This is a genomic window from Paraglaciecola sp. L3A3 (genome assembly GCF_009796765.1).
Lineage (GTDB): Bacteria > Pseudomonadota > Gammaproteobacteria > Enterobacterales > Alteromonadaceae > Paraglaciecola.
Genome location: NZ_CP047023.1, coordinates 4,973,819 through 4,992,589 on the forward strand (window position 1 = coordinate 4,973,819; position 18,771 = coordinate 4,992,589).

An 18,771-nucleotide genomic window follows, 5' to 3' on the forward strand; every position below is an offset into this window, starting at 1 on the left:
TCTAATTAACACTTTGATTTGCAATACAAATTTAGCTGCTTTATGTTGTGCGCAAATATTGAAAATAATGGAATTTATGGTGATTTCCCGTCCCCCCCTGCTACTTTTTACACTTTATCTATTTTCGATGTTTGTTATTTCTGGTTGTGCAGTTGATAAACGTCCAGATGCGTATTCGAACGCGATTACGATCAATCATACATTTCCTGCTCATGGTAGTTCGCAAGCCAAGTATAAATTGCTTCAAAATGCCTTATTAAGTCGTAATTTGATGATAGCTGATAATGGTGATGTATTGCCCGTGATGAAAGATATGTGTCAAGCCGACATCCTGTATCGGGTGACTAACACTAAATTGCCACCTTACATTGGACAACATCAAGATTTGTATTCAGGCTTTTATGTGGATGTCGCTTTGGTAAACGGTATGTGGAAAGTAGTCAGTACCGACTATGACTTTGCACAGTTTAGCGATGAATTTGATCTTAGCTTTATTGCAACCGTATTAAATCCACTTGCTACGCCAAATGATTCATTTTTTGTCAGGCCGCCACCGAGTGTTAGCACCGCCGAACTAGCGGATTTGCTGGAAAGCGTTAAGTCATTATTCACAGCAAAGCGTACCTATATTGTGGTACCTAATGTGTATTCAAATCAGGTTGAGCAGGCTGGTTATCGCGCTGTACATAATTACGCGTCTGTAAGTCACTTATATTTAGCCAGCCCCTTGGCAACTTCTACAGCTCAAGACAGAACTTTTTTCACTCTTGACTTAACTGCTAATGCTCAAGTGTCTGCTATTGTGGTACACGACAAGCCTTTGATGGCCTGCATGCAGGTGCATAATTTTGTACCACCACCCAATAATGTATTTAGTACTAATTCTAAAAAATCCGATTTAGCCTCTGTGGTCAATATTCTGCCGTCAAATGCTGATTTCACTCAATTAAATAAACAACAAAAGCTATTCAAATCTGGCCAATATCTCACCATAAATGGCGATGAACTTAAGTATTCGACTTATTACAAAATGAAGTCAGGGAGTCGATGCAGTCGCCTTGAATCATCAGACCCCTTGTTTAAGTATTGCGAAGATCGCAAGCAAGACGCTGCAAGCGAATTCAAACGTAAAAAAGCCACAATGCGCAAACAAGGTAACTAATGTTAAATAAACTTTCTGGCCAAGGAAAAATACTGGCACTCCTTGGGCTATTCGTCATTTATGTATGCCTTGAGCTGTCTCTTAACTTATTGCTGATTGATATGTACGCCAAACCATTGCAAGACGTGTTTGGAGAGCATCAATTAACAGCAGAGCGTTTGGAATTATTTGGCCGTACTTTATCGGGTTTTGGTTTAGCGCTGGGTATTATTTCTTTTGTACCTGGGCATATGTTTAACTTTTTTAGTGGCTCTGCTGCAGGCCAAGAACAACCGGGTATTAGTAATGCAGCTAAATGGTTGTATCGGCCTATCGCCTTTATTTTATTGTGGGCTTTGATCATTCCAGCATTACGCCTTGGTATTGACGGAATGGTAGAGGGTACCTCAAACGATAAAAAGCTCAGTGCAGTCAGAGCTATCGTTTATAAAGAAGCTTACTTAGCTGAGGCAGTGACCATAGAGGGTTTTCCTGAATTTGACGAGATTGTTAATGATCCCCAGCGTAAAGATTTAATGGTGGCGCTAATTCCTTCATTGGCTTATTTTTCCGCTGGGTTTAATCACCTGATTGAATCGAATTTGCAAAATATGGCGGATGTATTCTTACAAAATCGTCAAGAAGAAATCTTTACTAAAGAAGCATTACCGCGCATTCGCAAATTTGACAGCCTTTATAAAAAAGAATGGGCCAGTTATAAAGACGCTAGCAAGGTCTATATAGAAGCCTCTAGACGAGAGAATAACTTTGCCTTGATTGAACAAGAGCGCACTGCACTTTTAAACCAAGCAAATGAACGTATTAATCAGCAATGGAAAACCTTCTCTGAAGCGTTATTAAATGCCAGTGACTATCGCAAAGACTACGCCGAAAATGAAACTGTAGTGAAAGTGTATCGCGATATTCGTGACAAATATCAAAGCTCAAAATGTGACCGCGAGTGTAAAGATTTTTACAAAGCTGAATTCGCTAAATATATAAATAACTTAACCTTTGAAGATGGTGAGCGCTTTGGGGTTTACTTAACTCCAGAAAAAGTTAATTTAACCAAGATGTTGAAGTCTAAATACCAGTTAATGGGTATGTTTAACCGTGGGCGCGAGGCATATTTGTATCGCGCTTATGGGGTTTCAGAAGAGATGGAATACCAAGAATACAGCCAGTCTCAGGTAGCAACCAACTTGGCGATCAACTTGTTTAAAGAAAACGACGTACACCTCGGAAAAGACTGGAACATGAATGAAATGCGGGCGTTGCGCCAAGCCATCATCCATAAATATCAAGGTCGAGCAGAGAAGTTGTGGGTTAAATATCAAGATGGTTCAAGTTTTGGTGGTGTCTTAGAAACTGGCATTGACCGAGTTGATTTCGCCCGTTTAACTGAAATTCAGTATTTAGCAAAAGCAGCACTTGGGCCTTATTACATGGATAGTTTTACTCCCACTATTGCAGAAAGTCGCTACAAAAAAATGTGGCTTGCCAGCCAAGATAATATCTCCTTTATTAAAATGGTCACATCCACCGCTGCAACAGCGGCCTTCTCGACTGGTGGCAGTATGTTCCAACTAGGTAAAGATGCAGTCAAACTTGCGGTTATTCCCCCTGTGAGCATTGCTGCAAGCTTATTAGCCATTTTATTGTTGTTCATTAAATTAGGCATGTACCTTTGGACACGTAGCAAGGTCTACTTAGTCATCGCCATGTTATTTGGCGTGCTGACCTTTGGCATACCCGTGGCCAAATCGGTGCTGGATAAAAACTCCTATCACGGCATGATGGTGGCCTTTGCTGAAGAATTCAGTGATGTCGATACCTTTGATAAAACATTTACCGTCGGCTTCGGTTACGTACTGGATCTAGAAAATGGTATTTTCAAAACCTATCGTGATTTAGATTTAGTGCGTGCAGTAGCTCAAGTTGTACAGCAACCCTTACCACGTAATGAAAAAGGCCAATTAATTGCAGTGCCTAAACCGCAAACATTGTCATTACGGGCTTACGACAACCTTGCTTATTCGACCCTAGACTTTTTACCTGGCTTACTTGATATCGGCGAAATAAGTGAGCCATTTAACAGCAACATTACTCTGCTTAAACAAGATATGAATGTAGGCGCCTATCTTGGTGTGCGCTTAGAGGACAAAAAAGTGGCTGAGGTAAGCATGCCAAACTTTATGCAAGACACCGACATAGGACTGATAGCCGAACAACGATTATTTTATAAGCCTGATTGGAAATCGCTAGCTCTGGAATATATTTCTAATGTAGATGATCCCTCTTATTGGTTACAACTGGCCCAAGGCGATATCGCCAAAGAAACCCTTATGCAGCGCCTTGAGCGGAATATGGTGATTTACTTAAATGACAGGCCAGCCACATTAGCTTTACTGAATAATCTAAGTGACAATGGCCAAAGTAACTTGGTGCTGCTTGAACTTGAACGCAGCAAAAAATATCGCTGTTTTGTACTTGGCACTGTGAGCGCACAAATGATCAGCGAGTCGATTGAAACCAATACTATTCCCTATGAAGAACTGCCAAATTGTAAGGCTAAGTTATGAAAACAAAGATAATTGATTGGGTAAAAGAATGGATAGCAGACAATCTGATTTTTGTACTGCTGATGGTGCTGATGTTTGCTGGTATGCAGTATTTATTTTATCAAGAAAGTCAGGCCTTAGGCGCAGCCGCACAGCAGGTTGAAGTACTCAAATTAAAAATATCACTAACCATGGAACCGTAAATATGACTGAACCAAAGAAACAATCATTTATCTCATTCAAATTTGATGCAATGACATTTCTAGCCCTGTGTGGCGCGATGTATTTAGCCTATTCAGCTCATACTGCGAATATGGAAAACACCGAAAAACTAAGTGCCTTGCTGAGCAAATATGAACAGACCTTAGATGCGGCTATAGCTGGCGATAAAGACACCCTAAAGCGTTACAGAACAAACATTGCAAAAACCCTAGAGTCTCTATCGCCTAAAGAGCGTGAGTTGATGTTGGCTCTACTAAAGGTCGAGAAACAAGGTAAAGCAGAGTAGTTATACCAAGTAGAAGACGTGCGCCTTCCCTGGCGAAGTAAACTGGGTGTCTAGCTAAGTACTAGCTAAGTAAACTGCTAGAAACCCTGCAAAGTACCTTTTCTCTTCTTTGTTACAGCTCTGGCTATGAACGCCTTGCTAGGTAGATTCTAAGCCTAAAACTACAACAAGCGAAGAAATGAAATGTGAATCAGAAAGCCTTACACAAAGTTTGTTTAAATTAACTTGAGTGTCCCTATCATACAGTTTATGAATCACCTTTTACTTTTCTGACTTATCACCTCGCGGTGATAGCCATCATTATCCAACACTAATCCCTTTATTATTGATAAATAAAAGTCGTTTGTTGTCGAGCCTCTATAGCTTGCCCCGAAGCACTATCGGTTTTTAACACAAATTCAAAAGGGGTTATGGCTTGATCTAACATATTAGGTTCAACAGTCAGTGAAATAGGATGTCGTAGTAATTCACCTGCAGCCAATTCAACATGTTTAGCGCCAATTAATTTATCGTAAGCTAATCCATTTTTCTCAATACTAACAGTCATGTTTGACTGTGATTTATTCATTAAGATCAAAGTATAAATGTTTTCAATCATCCCCTGATTACTTTCTCGATAGAGTGATGTTCTATCTCTTAGTACATTAAGTTCAAGCACTGTTCTAGCGTTAAATTGCAAAGCCATGACTGCAAGAATTACCATAGTCACAAATAAGTAGCCGATTACTTTAGGCCTAAATAACTTGGCTTTTTGGCCTGCTAATTGAGATTCAGAGGTAAAGCTAATTAAATTTTTAGGATAATTCATATTATCCATAACGTTATTGCATGCATCCACACAGGCACCACAATTAATACATTCGTATTGTAAACCGTTTCTAATATCAATACCGGTAGGGCAAACCTGCACACACAAGTTACAGTCAATGCAATCACCCAAACCTTTTTCGGCGACTTGATCTGTGGACAGTTTTCTTGAACGAGGACCTCTACTTTCACCCCGTTGACGATCATAAGTGACAGTTTTTGTATCTCTGTCAAACATAGCTGACTGAAATCTAGAATAAGGGCACATATGTGTACACATTATTTCACGCATCCAACCGGCATTCGCATAGGTGCAAAAGGTAAAGAGCAGAACCCAAAACACAGGCCAAAAAGTGCTCTGGAAAGTAAAGAAATTAATAAATAAAGGCTTAATTGACACAAAATAACCGACAAATGTCATCGCAGTGAAAAGCGCTACAGCTAACCAAGCGCTGTGTTTAAGTACTTTTTTTGTCACTTTACTTAGACTCCAATGTTGTTTGTCTAAGTGAATGCGTTTATTTCGAGTTCCTTCAATTTTTTCTTCTAACCAGATAAACACGAAGGTATAAACGGTTTGAGGACACATAAAACCACACCAAACTCTACCTACCACAGTTGTTATGAAAAATAGTAAAAAGGCGGCAATGACAAAAATCCAAGACACTAGAACCAGATCTTGTGGCCATAAAGTTATATTGAATAATCGAAAACGTTGTTCGCTAAAATCTAATAAAATAGCCTGCTGCCCCTGATAAGTTAACCAGGGTATAGCACTAAAAATGAATAAGGAAAGCGCACCAAAAAAACGCCTAAAAGTTTCAATAGTGCCTTTGACGGAGCGTACATAGATTTTGTTCTGTTCCGGTTTGGCTATATGTACTCTTGTTTGACTAGCCGTAGCTTGGGGGACATCAATTATTTTAATAGGAATGATTTTTTGTGTGTTTGCCACGTTAACTGTCTCTATTTTATCGGCGCTGGAATTGATTGAATTAGGTTTAACACCATCAATACCTTTAATATCAATTGCTTAATTGCATCTACTATTTGAGGTTATTACTTGTTTTATTAAATCAGAGATGAAAATCTTTGGCTGAATTAATGACTTCAGGCACAATTTTTCTGCGCACAACAAAGTCGCCAAAACCTTCTTTATCTATTCTTTCTATCGCCCATTTATTTATTAACTCATCCAGAGTCGACATAATTAACTGTTCTGATGCGTTCTCTAAGTATAGTTTTGGAATACGTGTACCTTGACGATTGCCACCTAGATATACGTTGTATCTTTTAGGGCCTTTTCCAACTAGCCCCACTTCTGCCAACAAGGCACGAGAGCAACCATTAGGACAGCCAGAAATTCGAAAAATAATGCTCTCGTCTGATAAACCATTTTGTTCAAGCATGTTTTCAACTAAGGTGACTGCTTCGGGTAAATAACGTTCTGCCTCTGCCATAGCTAGTGGACAAGTGGGTAATGAAACACACGCCATTGAATCTTGTCGTTGAACACTCAACTGCTCTGAAATCAAACCATGTTGCCGTGCAATCGTTTCTATTTGGTCTTTTAAATCAGCAGGGACACCTGCCACAATTAAGTTTTGATTGGCCGTTAAACGAAAGTCGCCAGGGTGTATTTTAGCAATTTCAACACAACCGGTTTTTAGTGCTTTATCAGGAAAATCTAAAATTCTGCCGCTATTAATAAATAGAGTAAGGTGGAATTTTTGATCGATACCTTCAACCCAACCAATCCTGTCACCACGAGCAGTGAATTCATAAGGCTCTGATGCAGAAAATTCGGTGTTGGCACGTCGTTCTACTTCATGTTTAAACGTGTCTATACCTACACGTTCAAGTGTGTATTTAGTTTTGGCGTTTTTACGTTCCGTGCGGTTACCCCAATCACGTTGCGTTGTCACTACCGCTTCAGCTACGGCTAATACCTTATCTAATGATATAAAACCAAAGTCACTAGCTTTGCGTGGATAGGTATTTTTATCACCGTGAGTCATGGCTAAACCACCACCCACTAATACGTTAAAACCAGTTAATTTGTTGTTTTCAGAAATAGCCACAAAGCTTAAGTCGTTAGCATGAACATCGACATCATTTTGGGGAGGAATAACGACTGCGGTCTTAAATTTTCTTGGTAAATAATTACCACCTAAAATTGGCTCTTCTTCTAATTTAACTGACTCAATTTTATCACCATCTAACCAGATTTCGGCATAAGCACGAGTTTTAGGAAGCAAGTGTTCACTAATCTTTTTAGCCCATTCATAGGCCTGATGATGTACCTCAGACTCTACTGGGTTTGAGGTGCACAGAACATTACGATTAACATCGCCAGCTGTTGCAATCGAATCAATGCCTGCCTTGCTCAATAATTGGTGCATGGCTTTTAACTTAGGTTTAAGCACTCCATGATATTGAAAAGTTTGCCGAGTAGTAAGACGAATACTGCCATATATGGTGTTTTCACCTGCAAAGCTATCAATTGCAAGCCACTGCTTTGGCGTAATAATCCCTCCCGGTAAACGGGCTCTTAACATCAGGTTTTGTAGAGGCTCTAATTTTTGTTTAGCGCGCTCAGCTCTAAGATCACGATCATCTTGTTGATACATGCCATGAAAACGAATGAGCTGAAAATTATCACCGTTGAAGCCCCCGGTCATCATGTCGTCTAAGTCTTCTTTAATAGTGCCACGTAAATGCTGACTTTGAGCTTTCAATCGTTCGTTATCTGACAGTGTGCCTTTTACTACTAATGGATCTTTGTTTGTTGTCATTTTTTTGCCTTCAGTTGGGTACGGCGTTAAAGACTAATTGTTATTCGGTATCACTTAGCCAAAGGATACATAACAGAGTGTAGAAATTTTAACTGTGTCAGAATGATGATTACAGGTATAAAATAATAAAAAATAATGGGTATAGATTTGAAGTGGACAGCAAATTGAAAAAATATCATTACGAAATCATCACTGAGCGTTTAGAAAGAAAAATTATCGAAAAAATATGGATTGCTGGCGAAAAATTGCCATCGATTCAAAAGCTATCAGAGCAGTATCAAATATCGAAGAATACAGTGATCCATGCATTACATGATCTTGAAGCTTCAGGGCGAATCGAAGCTCGGCCTAAAACGGGTTATTTTGTGACAAATCTGTTTGAGCCCAAAAAACCAACAAAGTTAAGTCCGCCAACACTGGCACCTATGGCGGTTAGTTTACCTAATCTATTTAACGATATTATGCAGCGCGGCGCCGCTTTTGACATATTGCCTAACAGCCTAAATACATCGCCCTCTAACCATATAGTGACACTCAATAGGCACCTGAATAAAGCGCAGCGCAGTCATATACAAAGAAAAGTGATGCATTATGACTCCCCTTTAGGCTCAAAAGATTTACGCTTTCAAATCAAAGAACATTATCGCTCGGTTGGTTTAAATTTAGCTGCAGAGGATTATTGTATTACTGCTGGTTGTCAAAATGCTTTATTTTTAGCTTTGATGGCAAGTTGTCAGCCGGGTGATAACGTAGCCGTCGAAAGTCCAGCATTTTATGGGGTTCTACAACTTTTAGAACAACTACAGCTTAACGTGATAGAAATTACCTCATCAAGCGCAGAAGGCTTTAACACACAAAAATTGGAAAAAGCCCTAGAAAAATGGCAAATAAGCGCCTGTGTTGTCACTCCAAGTTTTGCTACTCCCAGTGGGGCAAATATGACAGAAGAAAGCAAAAGACAGCTAGTTGAGCTAGCTAATCATTATGATATGACAATAATTGAAGATGATATTTATGGTGATCTTTATTTTGCTGAACGCCCCGTTCCTCTGAAAGCTTTTGATAGCGAAGAAAGAGTCATATTGTGTAGTTCTTTTTCAAAATCACTTTCTCGAGATCTTAGGCTAGGCTGGGTTGCAGGAGGCCGTTGGCATAAAAAAATCAGTCGTTTAAAATTAGTCACACAATTAGCCTGTAATCAGTCTATTCAACAAGGTTTACATACTTTTATGGCTGAAGGATTTTATCGTCGCCATCTGTATTTTTATCGCCAAGTACTTAAACGACAGCGAGAGCAATTAATTATGTGCATACAAAAACATTGGCCTGAATCCATACGTTTTAATATTCCTCAAGGTGGTCTAGCTATTTGGGTACAGATAGATCAACAAATGGATATCGCACAGTTTTATCAAATTGCTTTGAACCAGGGAATTGTATTAACCCCTGGAGCACTTTTTTCAGCTTCAGGTTATTACAAAAATTACCTCAGATTGAGTTTTGCCCACCCGACAATTGATAACAGAGAAGCCGCCATCCGCAAATTAGGTCGGATGTTATGGACCTAATCTGAATTATTGATGAGTGGGCACTTATTATTACGGATTGGTATTAGTATTATTTATAAAATAAATTGGAGAGGCTTTTATACTTTACCGTTCTAGTATCAACCAAGCAGTAAGCAGTATAAATAAATTAATAGACAGCTCATGACTATCACCATAAGCCTTAATAAATTGGATATTTTTTGAGGAAAGTAAACAGTTCACCCTACCATAGATCAAAAAAGCCTCGCAATTACTTGCGAGGCTTATCGAATATGGTGCCCAGACTCGGGATCGAACCAAGGACACGAGGATTTTCAATCCTTGGCAGAGGGTCTCGAATGATAGTGATGCCTATAAATAAAGGGCTGAAGGCGATTTTTATTGTGACAAAAGTGTGACAAAAGCAAATAATCGTCACACATGAAACACAGAGATGTAGCAAGTTTAATCCCACATTTTGTATCAATATTTTACAGGATTATGAAATGAGTGATGCTTAATTTTAGTGATCAAAAGTAAAGCGATACTACATCTAAAATACTTAGCGTCTTGCTCGATTTAACACAAACAAGGTATATAAGTAGTTATTAGAATAATAACTAGAAATTGGAATTTATAAGTGATATTTTGATTTGTAAGTGGATTTCGTAAGTTGTAAGTGGAATCTGGAAATGTAAGTGAAAATATTTGCAGCTGGGAAATGAGCATCTCCCTATAAAACTCAATATGCATCATCTCACTTTAAAAATAAAGCTCCTTACTCAAATAAAATATAAAAATGAATCCAGTCGGCTATACATTTCTCAATCAACACTACAACTTACTTCTACCTAAGTTAGGTTTAGAAGTATATCAAGATATGCACTCTGATGTAGAGAAGACCGTTACATATGGTGCCTCTAATCGACTCGTCTTACCTAAATCCCGAAAAAATTTATCAACGCCATACGAAAATATGGTGGCTGCAATAAAGTATCAAGGTATTCGCTTACATTTTTTTGCAGCAATATTTAAAGTTGTAGACGAAAAAGAACTCACCGCATTTATCGCTGACAAGCCCATGGCGCAGTTAAACCGTGTTATTTGGTATTTGTATGAATGGCTCACAAATAAACGCCTAGACTTGCCAGCGCTTACATCTGGTAATTATGTTCAACTGTTCGATGATAGATTCTATTTTACACTTACCGAAGGCGTCCGAGACAAACGAACTAGAGTTGTAAATAACGCTATCGGAACAAAAGATTTTTGCCCAACCGTTCGTAAAACACCAGAAATCGTTAAGCTTGCCGAAACGGACGTATATCAAACAGCCTATGAAGAAGTACAAAGGTTAGGTAAGACTATTTCGGCAGATGTTATCGGCCGTTCTATAAACTATTTATATACAAAAGAAACCCGTTCTTCTACGGAAATTGAAAATGAAAAGCCTGACAAAAAAAGAATGCAACGGTTCCTCAATGCCATTAAAAATGCAGGGTTATTTGAGTTATCAAAAGATAAACTGATTGATATACAAAACCAAATTGTTGCTGAAAAGGTGCGTGCCTCAGACTACAGAACAATAGAGATTTATGTTGGTACTACCATTCAAAAATACGGAATTGTAGATGAAGACGTTCATTATGTAGGCGCTAAAGCTGAACAGCTAGAAAGCATGATGAGCGGCTTGCTCAGAACACACGACAATCTTATGCTTGATGGTAAAATTCCTTCGTTAATTCATGCCGCAGTTATATCTTTTGCAGAAGTTTACATACACCCATTCGATGATGGTAATGGCAGAATACATCGTTATCTCATCCATGATGTTATGAAGCAGAGAGAGCCTGCTCATAAATTCATTATTCCTATTTCAGCCGCAATTTTAAAGAATACAGAAAGGTACGACGAGGTTCTTGAATCGATTTCAAAACCAATAATGGCGATGCTGGACTGGGAATTAGACGCAGAAAATGGCAATAGCATTATCATTAATAATGATATCGACTACATGTATCGTTTTCCTGATTACACAGAACATGTGAAATTTGTCTACGAGATGATGAACTCCGCAATCTCAAACGATCTCATTGAAGAAATATGCTTGTTATTAGTTTTCGACATCATCAAAAAATCAATGGATCAAATTGAAGATATTCCCAACATGAAATTAGACACACTAGTGTCAATAATTGTTAGTGGTGGCGGAACCGTCTCAAAAAGAAAAAGAGCGATGTTTCTTCAGTATTTAGATGAAGAACAACTCATCGATATCGAACAAAAATCTATTAAAATCATTTCTGAAACCCAAGAGAAATTTGGAATTAACATTCAAAACTTAGTAATTAAGACCAAGACAGATTAGCGCCGTTGAACATATACCAATTCAGTATCATTAGCTGAATTAGTCATCATTCAACATGACAATTTGGATTGACACAGCTTTATCACTTGATTATTTAAAATCCGAAGGACTTTATTCATTGCGTGATGGTTGGATTGCGATTCACTATCCTAAGTGAAACGCCCTGTGCGGAGCCGCATGCAGGGTGTTGTGGGGGCTGGAGGTTAGAGACCTCCGGCTACCCGATTATGGTGCTATTCATCAGCTTTCTCAGCTACCAATCCCATAAAGCCCGCACCTTTAGGTGGGGCTTTATCATTGGTGTTATACCAACGAGAATCAGGAACCCAGCTTTTAGCTTCTCTTTTTTCTTTTTGAACCCATTCAGGTCGGTAAAATAATCGAAGAACTATGCAAACAATTGCATTTACCAATCGAAATCGAGTCGTTAAATTTTCTTTAGGTGTCTCGTCAGGCAGTGGTGATTGAAGGCTAGAACACATGCCCTTGATTTTGTCATTTTCAAATGACAAACCATGCCTAGCATGGGCAAATTCATTTCTTATTTTTCGGATTAATCCAATTTCTTGGTACTCAAATTTATCTATTAATCCTAACGAATAGCAAGCCTCTATTTTTGCAGAAAACGTACCTAATGGTGCATTTGGGTCATTTAACAATCTGTTAGTAGATTTACCTTCAATAAAGAAAAACTCTAAAGTTTTATGAAGTTTTTCATCGATTAGAGCGGCACCAACTAAAGGTAACCCTCTATCAGTTTCAGCTTGTAGCTCTTGAACAAAGCTAGCTAGATCTTCGGCATATTCGACTAACATCGTATCTCCTTTGCACCAATCGTGGTAGAGCGGCCCATTACTGAGCCGACCCCACACAGATCCGGACGTGCGGAACTACCGCATCCGGCTCTTCAGTTATATATATAATCGTGCAGACATTACCTTCACGTGTTAAATAATAAAACATCATCTTTCGTTCCTCTGTCCAGCGACATTTAATTACCAGCACAGCTTCGTCTGAATGTAACGAATTGCAATTCAGTTGTCATGCATTATCCAGCCCTACGTGTCCGGTGCATGTATCTATTGCAATTCTGATATAACTGCTTGCCCCTTCGCCATGTGGTTGGCTTTCCCAACCTCAAACTACTATGAGCAAGTCTGACTGCCAAAGGGTCATCGTTCGTCTCGCTTGTGGCTTAACTACCCTACCATTTTCCTTATGGAACACCTTTGGCTCTCTCAAGTTCTCAATACATCTCTTTATACATGCCACGGCTTTAGAACTCCGCTGACTCGCCACAACCTTGCCATTTCAGACACGCTGAATAACGGTTGCTTTGCTTGGACTTCGACGGCGTTACAAGCCTCGTCAGTCAGAACTTAATTTATTATCGGAGCGATAACAGCACTTCAGGAACACGCATTCCCTATGGCCTATATAATTCTCTGTGTACGCTTCACCTATATTGTTCATCTGGTTGCGAATACATCGCTGATAAGTATCTCACCAATCCCAGACTCCGCCATAGGTGCAACACTCGATACAGGTGGCTGGCTAAGCCTTACCTGACAGGGACTTACACCCTGCAAGATGCATCAAGCTTCGCTTGACGCACTAACGCTTAACATATGGGGCAATTACTTGCTGGCTATACTGCGCGAAGCGCCAGCCAGTGAGTAATTGTCCCAGCGAGCTTGCGAGCGAAATGATGATTTTGTTATGCATTCCTAACTCACAATTATCTCTATGTGGTAAATAAGGCAGTTATTTCGAATAAGTCCGTAACCCCAAGAACCATAAAGGCCATTCCAAGAAGATCTACTTGTTTCTAATTCGAATATTTCATCTCCTTCGGTGTAGTGACTTTTTAAGTCTGATAGGCTTTGTCTAAATGTAGAATAGCGATCGGATAGATATCCGTCAGAAGAAAGCCTAGACTCCAGCTCAACCAAAGTTAGTTCACTGGCAACTTTATAGAAGGTCGGTTCCATTTCGACACAAGCACCCTCATAAAGCATCAGACTTATAGAGCTTCTCCACAGCAAAATATAATGGAGAGCGACAAACGCTATTAAAGCTATCGAAAAATATAAAAGTAACTTTTTATGCATAACAGCTTATTATGTAGACGTCTCAGTAAATTCCAGACACCTACGTGAATCAATAATCTTAAGTTTACCAATAATCAATAAGTTAGAAAGCATTTTGATCACTAAACTTACCTTTCAAATAGGATATTACTGAGAAGTTTCAGTAATATCCTCGATATGTTTGATGGATTTAAATCGCACGAAACAGCACTTTGAATGGTAATTTAAAGTTGAATGTGTGCTTTACTTTGTTCTTTCAAACTTTCCAGTGTATTAACTGAATGTCCGCAATGCACAACGCTGACTGTTAGATTATGTTAAGAGCACTTGCCTTAAAAAGTCAGTTCAAGTCTAAGCTACTACACAGTTGCAGTAGTAACAAAAATCACTCGTGTTAGATTCTCAGAGCAAGGTTTACGACTTATATTCAAGGGTGCCATCCATGGCGAGGACATAACTGTTTTTAGTGTTTTCTAGATAACTAGAAAAATCGCCATATGGCGAATGAAAGTAGTGTGTAACCATTGCGCTTTTCTTTCGTCAGGGCTGCATAACGAGTCATACCTGATAATACCTTGTGAATACCAATCATATTCAGCATTGCGAAACCAACATTTAAGGTCGTTATAAACATGACGAGACAAACACCACTTAACATACCTAGAAAAATGCCAATAGTTTGATGAGCCTCAAGTTCACTCACAAGTCATCCCAACTATTATTACAATCGTCATTCATAAAAGAATCTGACATTGAGTTATCAAAACTATCCTCGCTGCATGACATCGAAGAGGTGGAGTCATCAATTATAGTAGGGGTATCAATTTCTAATGGTTGAAACAAACTGTCATCTTCAAACATATTGCAGCCTACTTGACCTTCACTGGAGCCAAACACGTTACCTCCAACATCAATCATCGAGTGATTGTCAGTCATTGGTAGCCCAGAAGATGGGTTAACCATCGGTATCGACGGGATACCACTTAGGGGTGTCACGCTAATGTCAGTTTCATTATTATGATTCAAAGGCGGTATACCTAAAAATCCGGCTAGCGTCATTTCATGTTTCATCTGATTTTCTCTTTATTAAGTGCCTGTTGAGACTAGAAAATTTAATGATTTTGTGATAACTTTCAAATTCTTTTACTGCAATGTCAGCAGAAAAAATTTGCCTCTTAAAGCGATTCAATTCATCAAAAATATTCTTCCTTTTTCTTTTCGCTAACAGCGCAAAACGGTCTATCTCAGCATGAGATACGCCCCAAAAAAAGCACGTTTGATAAAACGTTAATACACAGCGTAGCTGGGTGGACATGAAATGGGAGCCCAGCGAAGCAGGCACACGTCTACAGCGTAGACTACCCCCAATTTTGTTTTTGCTCTGCAAAAACTCACAGTTGGTTGGCACAACAAAACTGTGAGCCTTCTGTTTTTTCGGTAGAAAAAATAACGCGCTGCGACAGCAGTAACGTCAATGCTAAAAGCATACGTGAGCGTGGCAGAAATGGGGGTAGTACACGCAGTGGACGTGTGCCAGTCTTGAGTGTTGTCAATGCTAGCACGAAGTGCGTTAAGTCTGGCCGTTGCGGGACGCAACATCAGGACAGACGTGCATTTACAGCATAAAAGTGACCACTCGAAGAGTGGTCATAATAAGCAAAGCGTGCAGTTTTGGGTCCCGATAAACATAGTGGGTAGTTATACACAGCATGTCCGGATGAAAACCGGTGCTTTGCAATAGTTCGTAGCTAGCGGTGTTAGTTAATGTCATCACATTGGAACAAGGATGACATGATGACGATTGAACGATATTTAGATATTAATATGCATTACCAACCAGGTAAAAATAATAATCAAACAGGTAAAAACCGACGAGAGATGACGGTTAAGTTATGCGCGAGATTTAATATAGTTGACCCAATACTGATTGCTTGGCTGTATGGCGTGTCCCACAGGCGGGCGCTAGAGCACTTAAACAATCTAGCGAACAAAGAAGGCCTACTCATTTGTGTTCACACAATACGGGCACCCACAGGCCGCGTGTACACATTAAGTTATCAAGGGGCTAACTATGCACGGCAGTTATTGAGCATTCCTGTTATTTTCAGAAAAACAGCCAAGCCTTCGCTTCAAATTAACCAAAATGCTGTCATCCATAATTTGCAAAATGCCTATATTTTAATGAGAGGTATTCATCACTATGATGCAGAAGGGCGGCATGCTCCCATGTGGGATGGGTTGGTATCTGAGCCAGAATTTTGTCGAATATATGCAAGTAACAGTATCAGAAATGTCGATGGACTGGTGAGAGAGAGTGGTCACAATAAAACTATTTGTGGGGTTGAAATGGAAAATTCATTTAAAACCAAAGCGACTAGAAACACCATACTGTTGCGATACTTATACAGCTTGAAACAAGGCCACTATGAAAAGGTATTTTTAGTCTCGCAATCTCACGATATTCTAAAAGATATTAGGCGTTTTCATACTCAGTTGTTTGATGAGCTCACCACAGCTTACAATAAAAAGACCAAACAGCCTTTTATCACCACACATGATGCGGATTTACTGCAACAGCGTATTATATATCGCAGCAAATTTTGTGATGAATTACAGAAGTTGTTCTACCCATAAAAAAAGCGCTCAAATGAGCGCTTAACAAAGACAGGTTGTCTAATTAGATAACCATTTACATCTAACCCATATTTCAATAAGCCAAATTCCCGCAGCGACTGCGATCACTTCCATTCCGCGTAGCGGAAAATGGGGAGACATCTCAACCCCCATTACTACGTCCAGCAAAAATACAATAGTTAAAGTGTTGCGCATCATGCGAAGAAAGGGAGGTATATTGGGTAGTAATATGTTCTGAATAAATGTGTTTTTTGTCTTCATGCAGGTCTCCTATGTTGGTCTGCATAAAGACATAAGTACCTAGTATGGAAATTATAAATACAAAAACAGACGCGGAAGTGCGTCTGTTTTTGCCCACTGAATATCGAATAGCGTCACCGTAATTCAGTATCATCAACTTTAGATGTCACTCAATCAAAACATTGTCCCAAAATGCTTTCTCTTAAAATGTCGTCGGGAAAAACGACTGTGGGGTTTTTAGAGTAGTGAGTTATTGGCCTAAAGTGTTTAATTACTGCCCTCAGTAATAAATAGAAGCCTGACAGGCGAAAAGTAACTGATGATGGGATTTTTTATGTTACTCAATACAATCTTTGGTAATTCAGATACGACAAATCGCTTGGTGTTAACAGTCTAAACTGTAGTATCCGATATTTAATGGCGTAATTTATTGACTTAATCTGATAGCCAGCAAAGTGCCAGAAGCGGACACACATGAATTCTCTGCTATCCGCAAATTTCAGCGGCTCGGACCCAGCAGGTCTTCATAATGAGGCTGCTTAAGGTTTATCAAAACGCAACAGATTTTTTCTAGCCCAATTCCCGACACTGGCAATCCAATTAACATAGCCTTGGTAGCCTCAACACTAATTTGTTAACAACCTCTATCGATAATAGATAATAACTTGGTAGATTTTTCTACTACGTTATTATCTAAATCATTACATCCTTTTTCTAACATTTTAATACTACTTTGACTTGCCAATACTATCTCATTGATAACTTCATCTCCTAGGTTTGAAAAATGGTTGCTCTTCATAAAATTGATGTAATTTGAGAGTATAGATAATAGGTTCAGTTTATCGTACCGATCAGAAAGTCCAAATTTATTAGTTATAATTGGAATGTTGGAATGCTGATATCGTTTCAGATTTGAGAGCAGCCTGATTGCATAGGTTGTCTTTTGGGGGTTATCTAAATCTCTTATTAATTTACTTTCTAATTCAACATTCCAATTATATGTATTTGTTAATTTATCTCCAGCAGCTTCGTATATTCTTAAGTTGCTCCCATCTAAAAGCTCAAATAAAGCAAGGAGCAACCTTTCATCTTTTTGTATCGCTTTGATAGGGATTGTATCTATAAGACTAGTTATTTCTTTCTCACTCAAAAATAATTCGAAATCACCGAGAAAGCTTGTAAACCACGAACCGCTCGTTTGTTTAATGCCTTCGATTACGTATTTACGAACTTCATTGTCTAATATGATTAGCCTTTTCATAGCTTTATCAGACCCATACTTGTTTAAACGAAAGTGCTCTATCACATGATTTGAAATTTCAGGCAGTTGCTCATCAGAAAAACAACTGAAGTCAACACCCCGTTTTTTGCTACTGTTTGGGAAGTAACCTAATAATAGAAAGTCTTTATAATAAGAGTTCAAATATTTCCCTTCACCGCCTATTAATGAACATAAAGCAGCTAATCGAACACTTCGAACCTCAAGTGAAGATTCTAAGATATTTTTCAACTTATCGGTCAGCAGAGGGGTATCCGTATTTGATGTTGAAGTGAGTCTTTCTACCGTAGCAAGCCGAACTTTATAGTCCCAATGAGTTAATAGTTCGTCTAATAAAGATTCTTGAGAAACAAATGATTCCGAGACCAGCTCAACAGATTCTTCCGTAGAATATTCGGTAAAGTTTTTATAAAAATAGCTTTGTAGGTTTCCTTTACTCCCATAAAAAAAAGCACCAATGCAAATGTATATGCCAAAACCGATAATACATAAAGCTACGGCTACAAATGGACCGTCTATTTTATTTAATAATTTGTATTTCATATGTTCTTCTTGATTCAAACTTTCATAATATCTAGTGTACAGAGATTATCAGTTTCTAATATCTCATGAAATATTAGTTTACCTTTAAAAGTAGCAAAGGGGTATCGAGTAAGTATGAAAGGGGCAGAGTCAACTTAAGTGAGTTACGTTTTAAATCAGTCAGTGATTGCCCTTAAATATGCGGCTTTTAAGCTGTAAATTATAATTTCGCTAATGTCTCATATGTCGGATTTTTGTCATAAGTACAACGGAAAAAAGGTCTGCTTTTCGCTCTAAGCC

The 18,771-nt window shown here is 38.8% G+C and carries 14 protein-coding genes; 7 read left to right on the forward strand and 7 right to left on the reverse strand.

Annotated elements, in window-relative coordinates:
* Nucleotides 1-76 precede the first annotated feature (76 nt).
* From GQR87_RS20675 to GQR87_RS20690, 4 genes are read left to right on the forward strand one after another with little or no spacing between them, the layout of a single operon-like run.
* Complete coding sequence (locus GQR87_RS20675) at nucleotides 77-1,162, forward strand: hypothetical protein (RefSeq protein ID WP_233267344.1); 1,086 nt, start codon at nucleotides 77-79, stop codon at nucleotides 1,160-1,162.
* Entirely contained in the window at nucleotides 1,162-3,723 is a 2,562-nt protein-coding gene (locus GQR87_RS20680; RefSeq protein WP_158972570.1) for a hypothetical protein, read from the forward strand. Before GQR87_RS20675 ends, GQR87_RS20680 begins: the two co-directional genes overlap by 1 nt.
* Nucleotides 3,720-3,905, forward strand: coding sequence for a hypothetical protein (locus GQR87_RS20685; RefSeq protein WP_158972571.1), 186 nt, complete (start codon nucleotides 3,720-3,722; stop codon nucleotides 3,903-3,905). The genes GQR87_RS20680 and GQR87_RS20685 overlap by 4 nt, the downstream gene beginning before the upstream one ends.
* 2 nt (nucleotides 3,906-3,907) lie before the next feature.
* Entirely contained in the window at nucleotides 3,908-4,210 is a 303-nt protein-coding gene (locus GQR87_RS20690; protein ID WP_158972572.1) for a hypothetical protein, read from the forward strand.
* Nucleotides 4,211-4,532: 322 nt separating this feature from the next.
* Here the strand turns inward: GQR87_RS20690 and ccoG are convergent, their stop codons facing one another.
* On the reverse strand, nucleotides 4,533-5,972 hold the full coding sequence (gene ccoG / locus GQR87_RS20695; protein ID WP_233267345.1) for a cytochrome c oxidase accessory protein CcoG: 1,440 nt from the start codon (nucleotides 5,970-5,972) through the stop codon (nucleotides 4,533-4,535).
* 121 nt (nucleotides 5,973-6,093) lie between these two features.
* A complete protein-coding gene (cysI, locus tag GQR87_RS20700; RefSeq protein WP_158972573.1) occupies nucleotides 6,094-7,812 on the reverse strand; it encodes an assimilatory sulfite reductase (NADPH) hemoprotein subunit in 1,719 nt (572 codons plus the stop codon).
* Between the two features lie 164 nt (nucleotides 7,813-7,976).
* Here cysI and GQR87_RS20705 point away from each other — a divergent pair, with 164 nt between their 5' ends.
* A complete protein-coding gene (locus GQR87_RS20705; RefSeq protein WP_233267346.1) occupies nucleotides 7,977-9,380 on the forward strand; it encodes a PLP-dependent aminotransferase family protein in 1,404 nt (467 codons plus the stop codon).
* A 757-nt stretch (nucleotides 9,381-10,137) separates the two neighbouring features.
* Entirely contained in the window at nucleotides 10,138-11,706 is a 1,569-nt protein-coding gene (locus tag GQR87_RS20710; protein ID WP_158972574.1) for a Fic family protein, read from the forward strand.
* A gap of 233 nt (nucleotides 11,707-11,939) precedes the next feature.
* Here GQR87_RS20710 and GQR87_RS20715 read toward each other — a convergent pair whose 3' ends face one another.
* From GQR87_RS20715 to GQR87_RS20725, 3 genes are all read right to left on the reverse strand, one after another.
* Nucleotides 11,940-12,521, reverse strand: a complete 582-nt coding sequence (locus GQR87_RS20715; protein ID WP_158972575.1) for an MltR family transcriptional regulator — start codon at nucleotides 12,519-12,521, stop codon at nucleotides 11,940-11,942.
* A gap of 1,756 nt (nucleotides 12,522-14,277) precedes the next feature.
* A complete protein-coding gene (locus GQR87_RS20720) occupies nucleotides 14,278-14,499 on the reverse strand; it encodes a hypothetical protein (protein WP_158972576.1) in 222 nt (73 codons plus the stop codon).
* On the reverse strand, nucleotides 14,496-14,867 hold the full coding sequence (locus GQR87_RS20725; RefSeq protein WP_158972577.1) for a hypothetical protein: 372 nt from the start codon (nucleotides 14,865-14,867) through the stop codon (nucleotides 14,496-14,498). Before GQR87_RS20725 ends, GQR87_RS20720 begins: the two co-directional genes overlap by 4 nt.
* Before the next feature lie 693 nt (nucleotides 14,868-15,560).
* Between GQR87_RS20725 and GQR87_RS20730 the strand changes: the two genes are divergently transcribed.
* Complete coding sequence (locus GQR87_RS20730) at nucleotides 15,561-16,430, forward strand: hypothetical protein (protein ID WP_158972578.1); 870 nt, start codon at nucleotides 15,561-15,563, stop codon at nucleotides 16,428-16,430.
* A 39-nt stretch (nucleotides 16,431-16,469) separates the two neighbouring features.
* On the opposite strand, the gene GQR87_RS20735 is transcribed toward GQR87_RS20730, so the two are convergent.
* Together GQR87_RS20735 and GQR87_RS20740 are read right to left on the reverse strand one after the other, a co-directional pair.
* Nucleotides 16,470-16,691, reverse strand: a complete 222-nt coding sequence (locus GQR87_RS20735; RefSeq protein ID WP_158972579.1) for a hypothetical protein — start codon at nucleotides 16,689-16,691, stop codon at nucleotides 16,470-16,472.
* A 613-nt stretch (nucleotides 16,692-17,304) separates the two neighbouring features.
* On the reverse strand, nucleotides 17,305-18,492 hold the full coding sequence (locus tag GQR87_RS20740; protein ID WP_158972580.1) for a hypothetical protein: 1,188 nt from the start codon (nucleotides 18,490-18,492) through the stop codon (nucleotides 17,305-17,307).
* Between the last annotated feature and the right edge of the window lie 279 nt (nucleotides 18,493-18,771).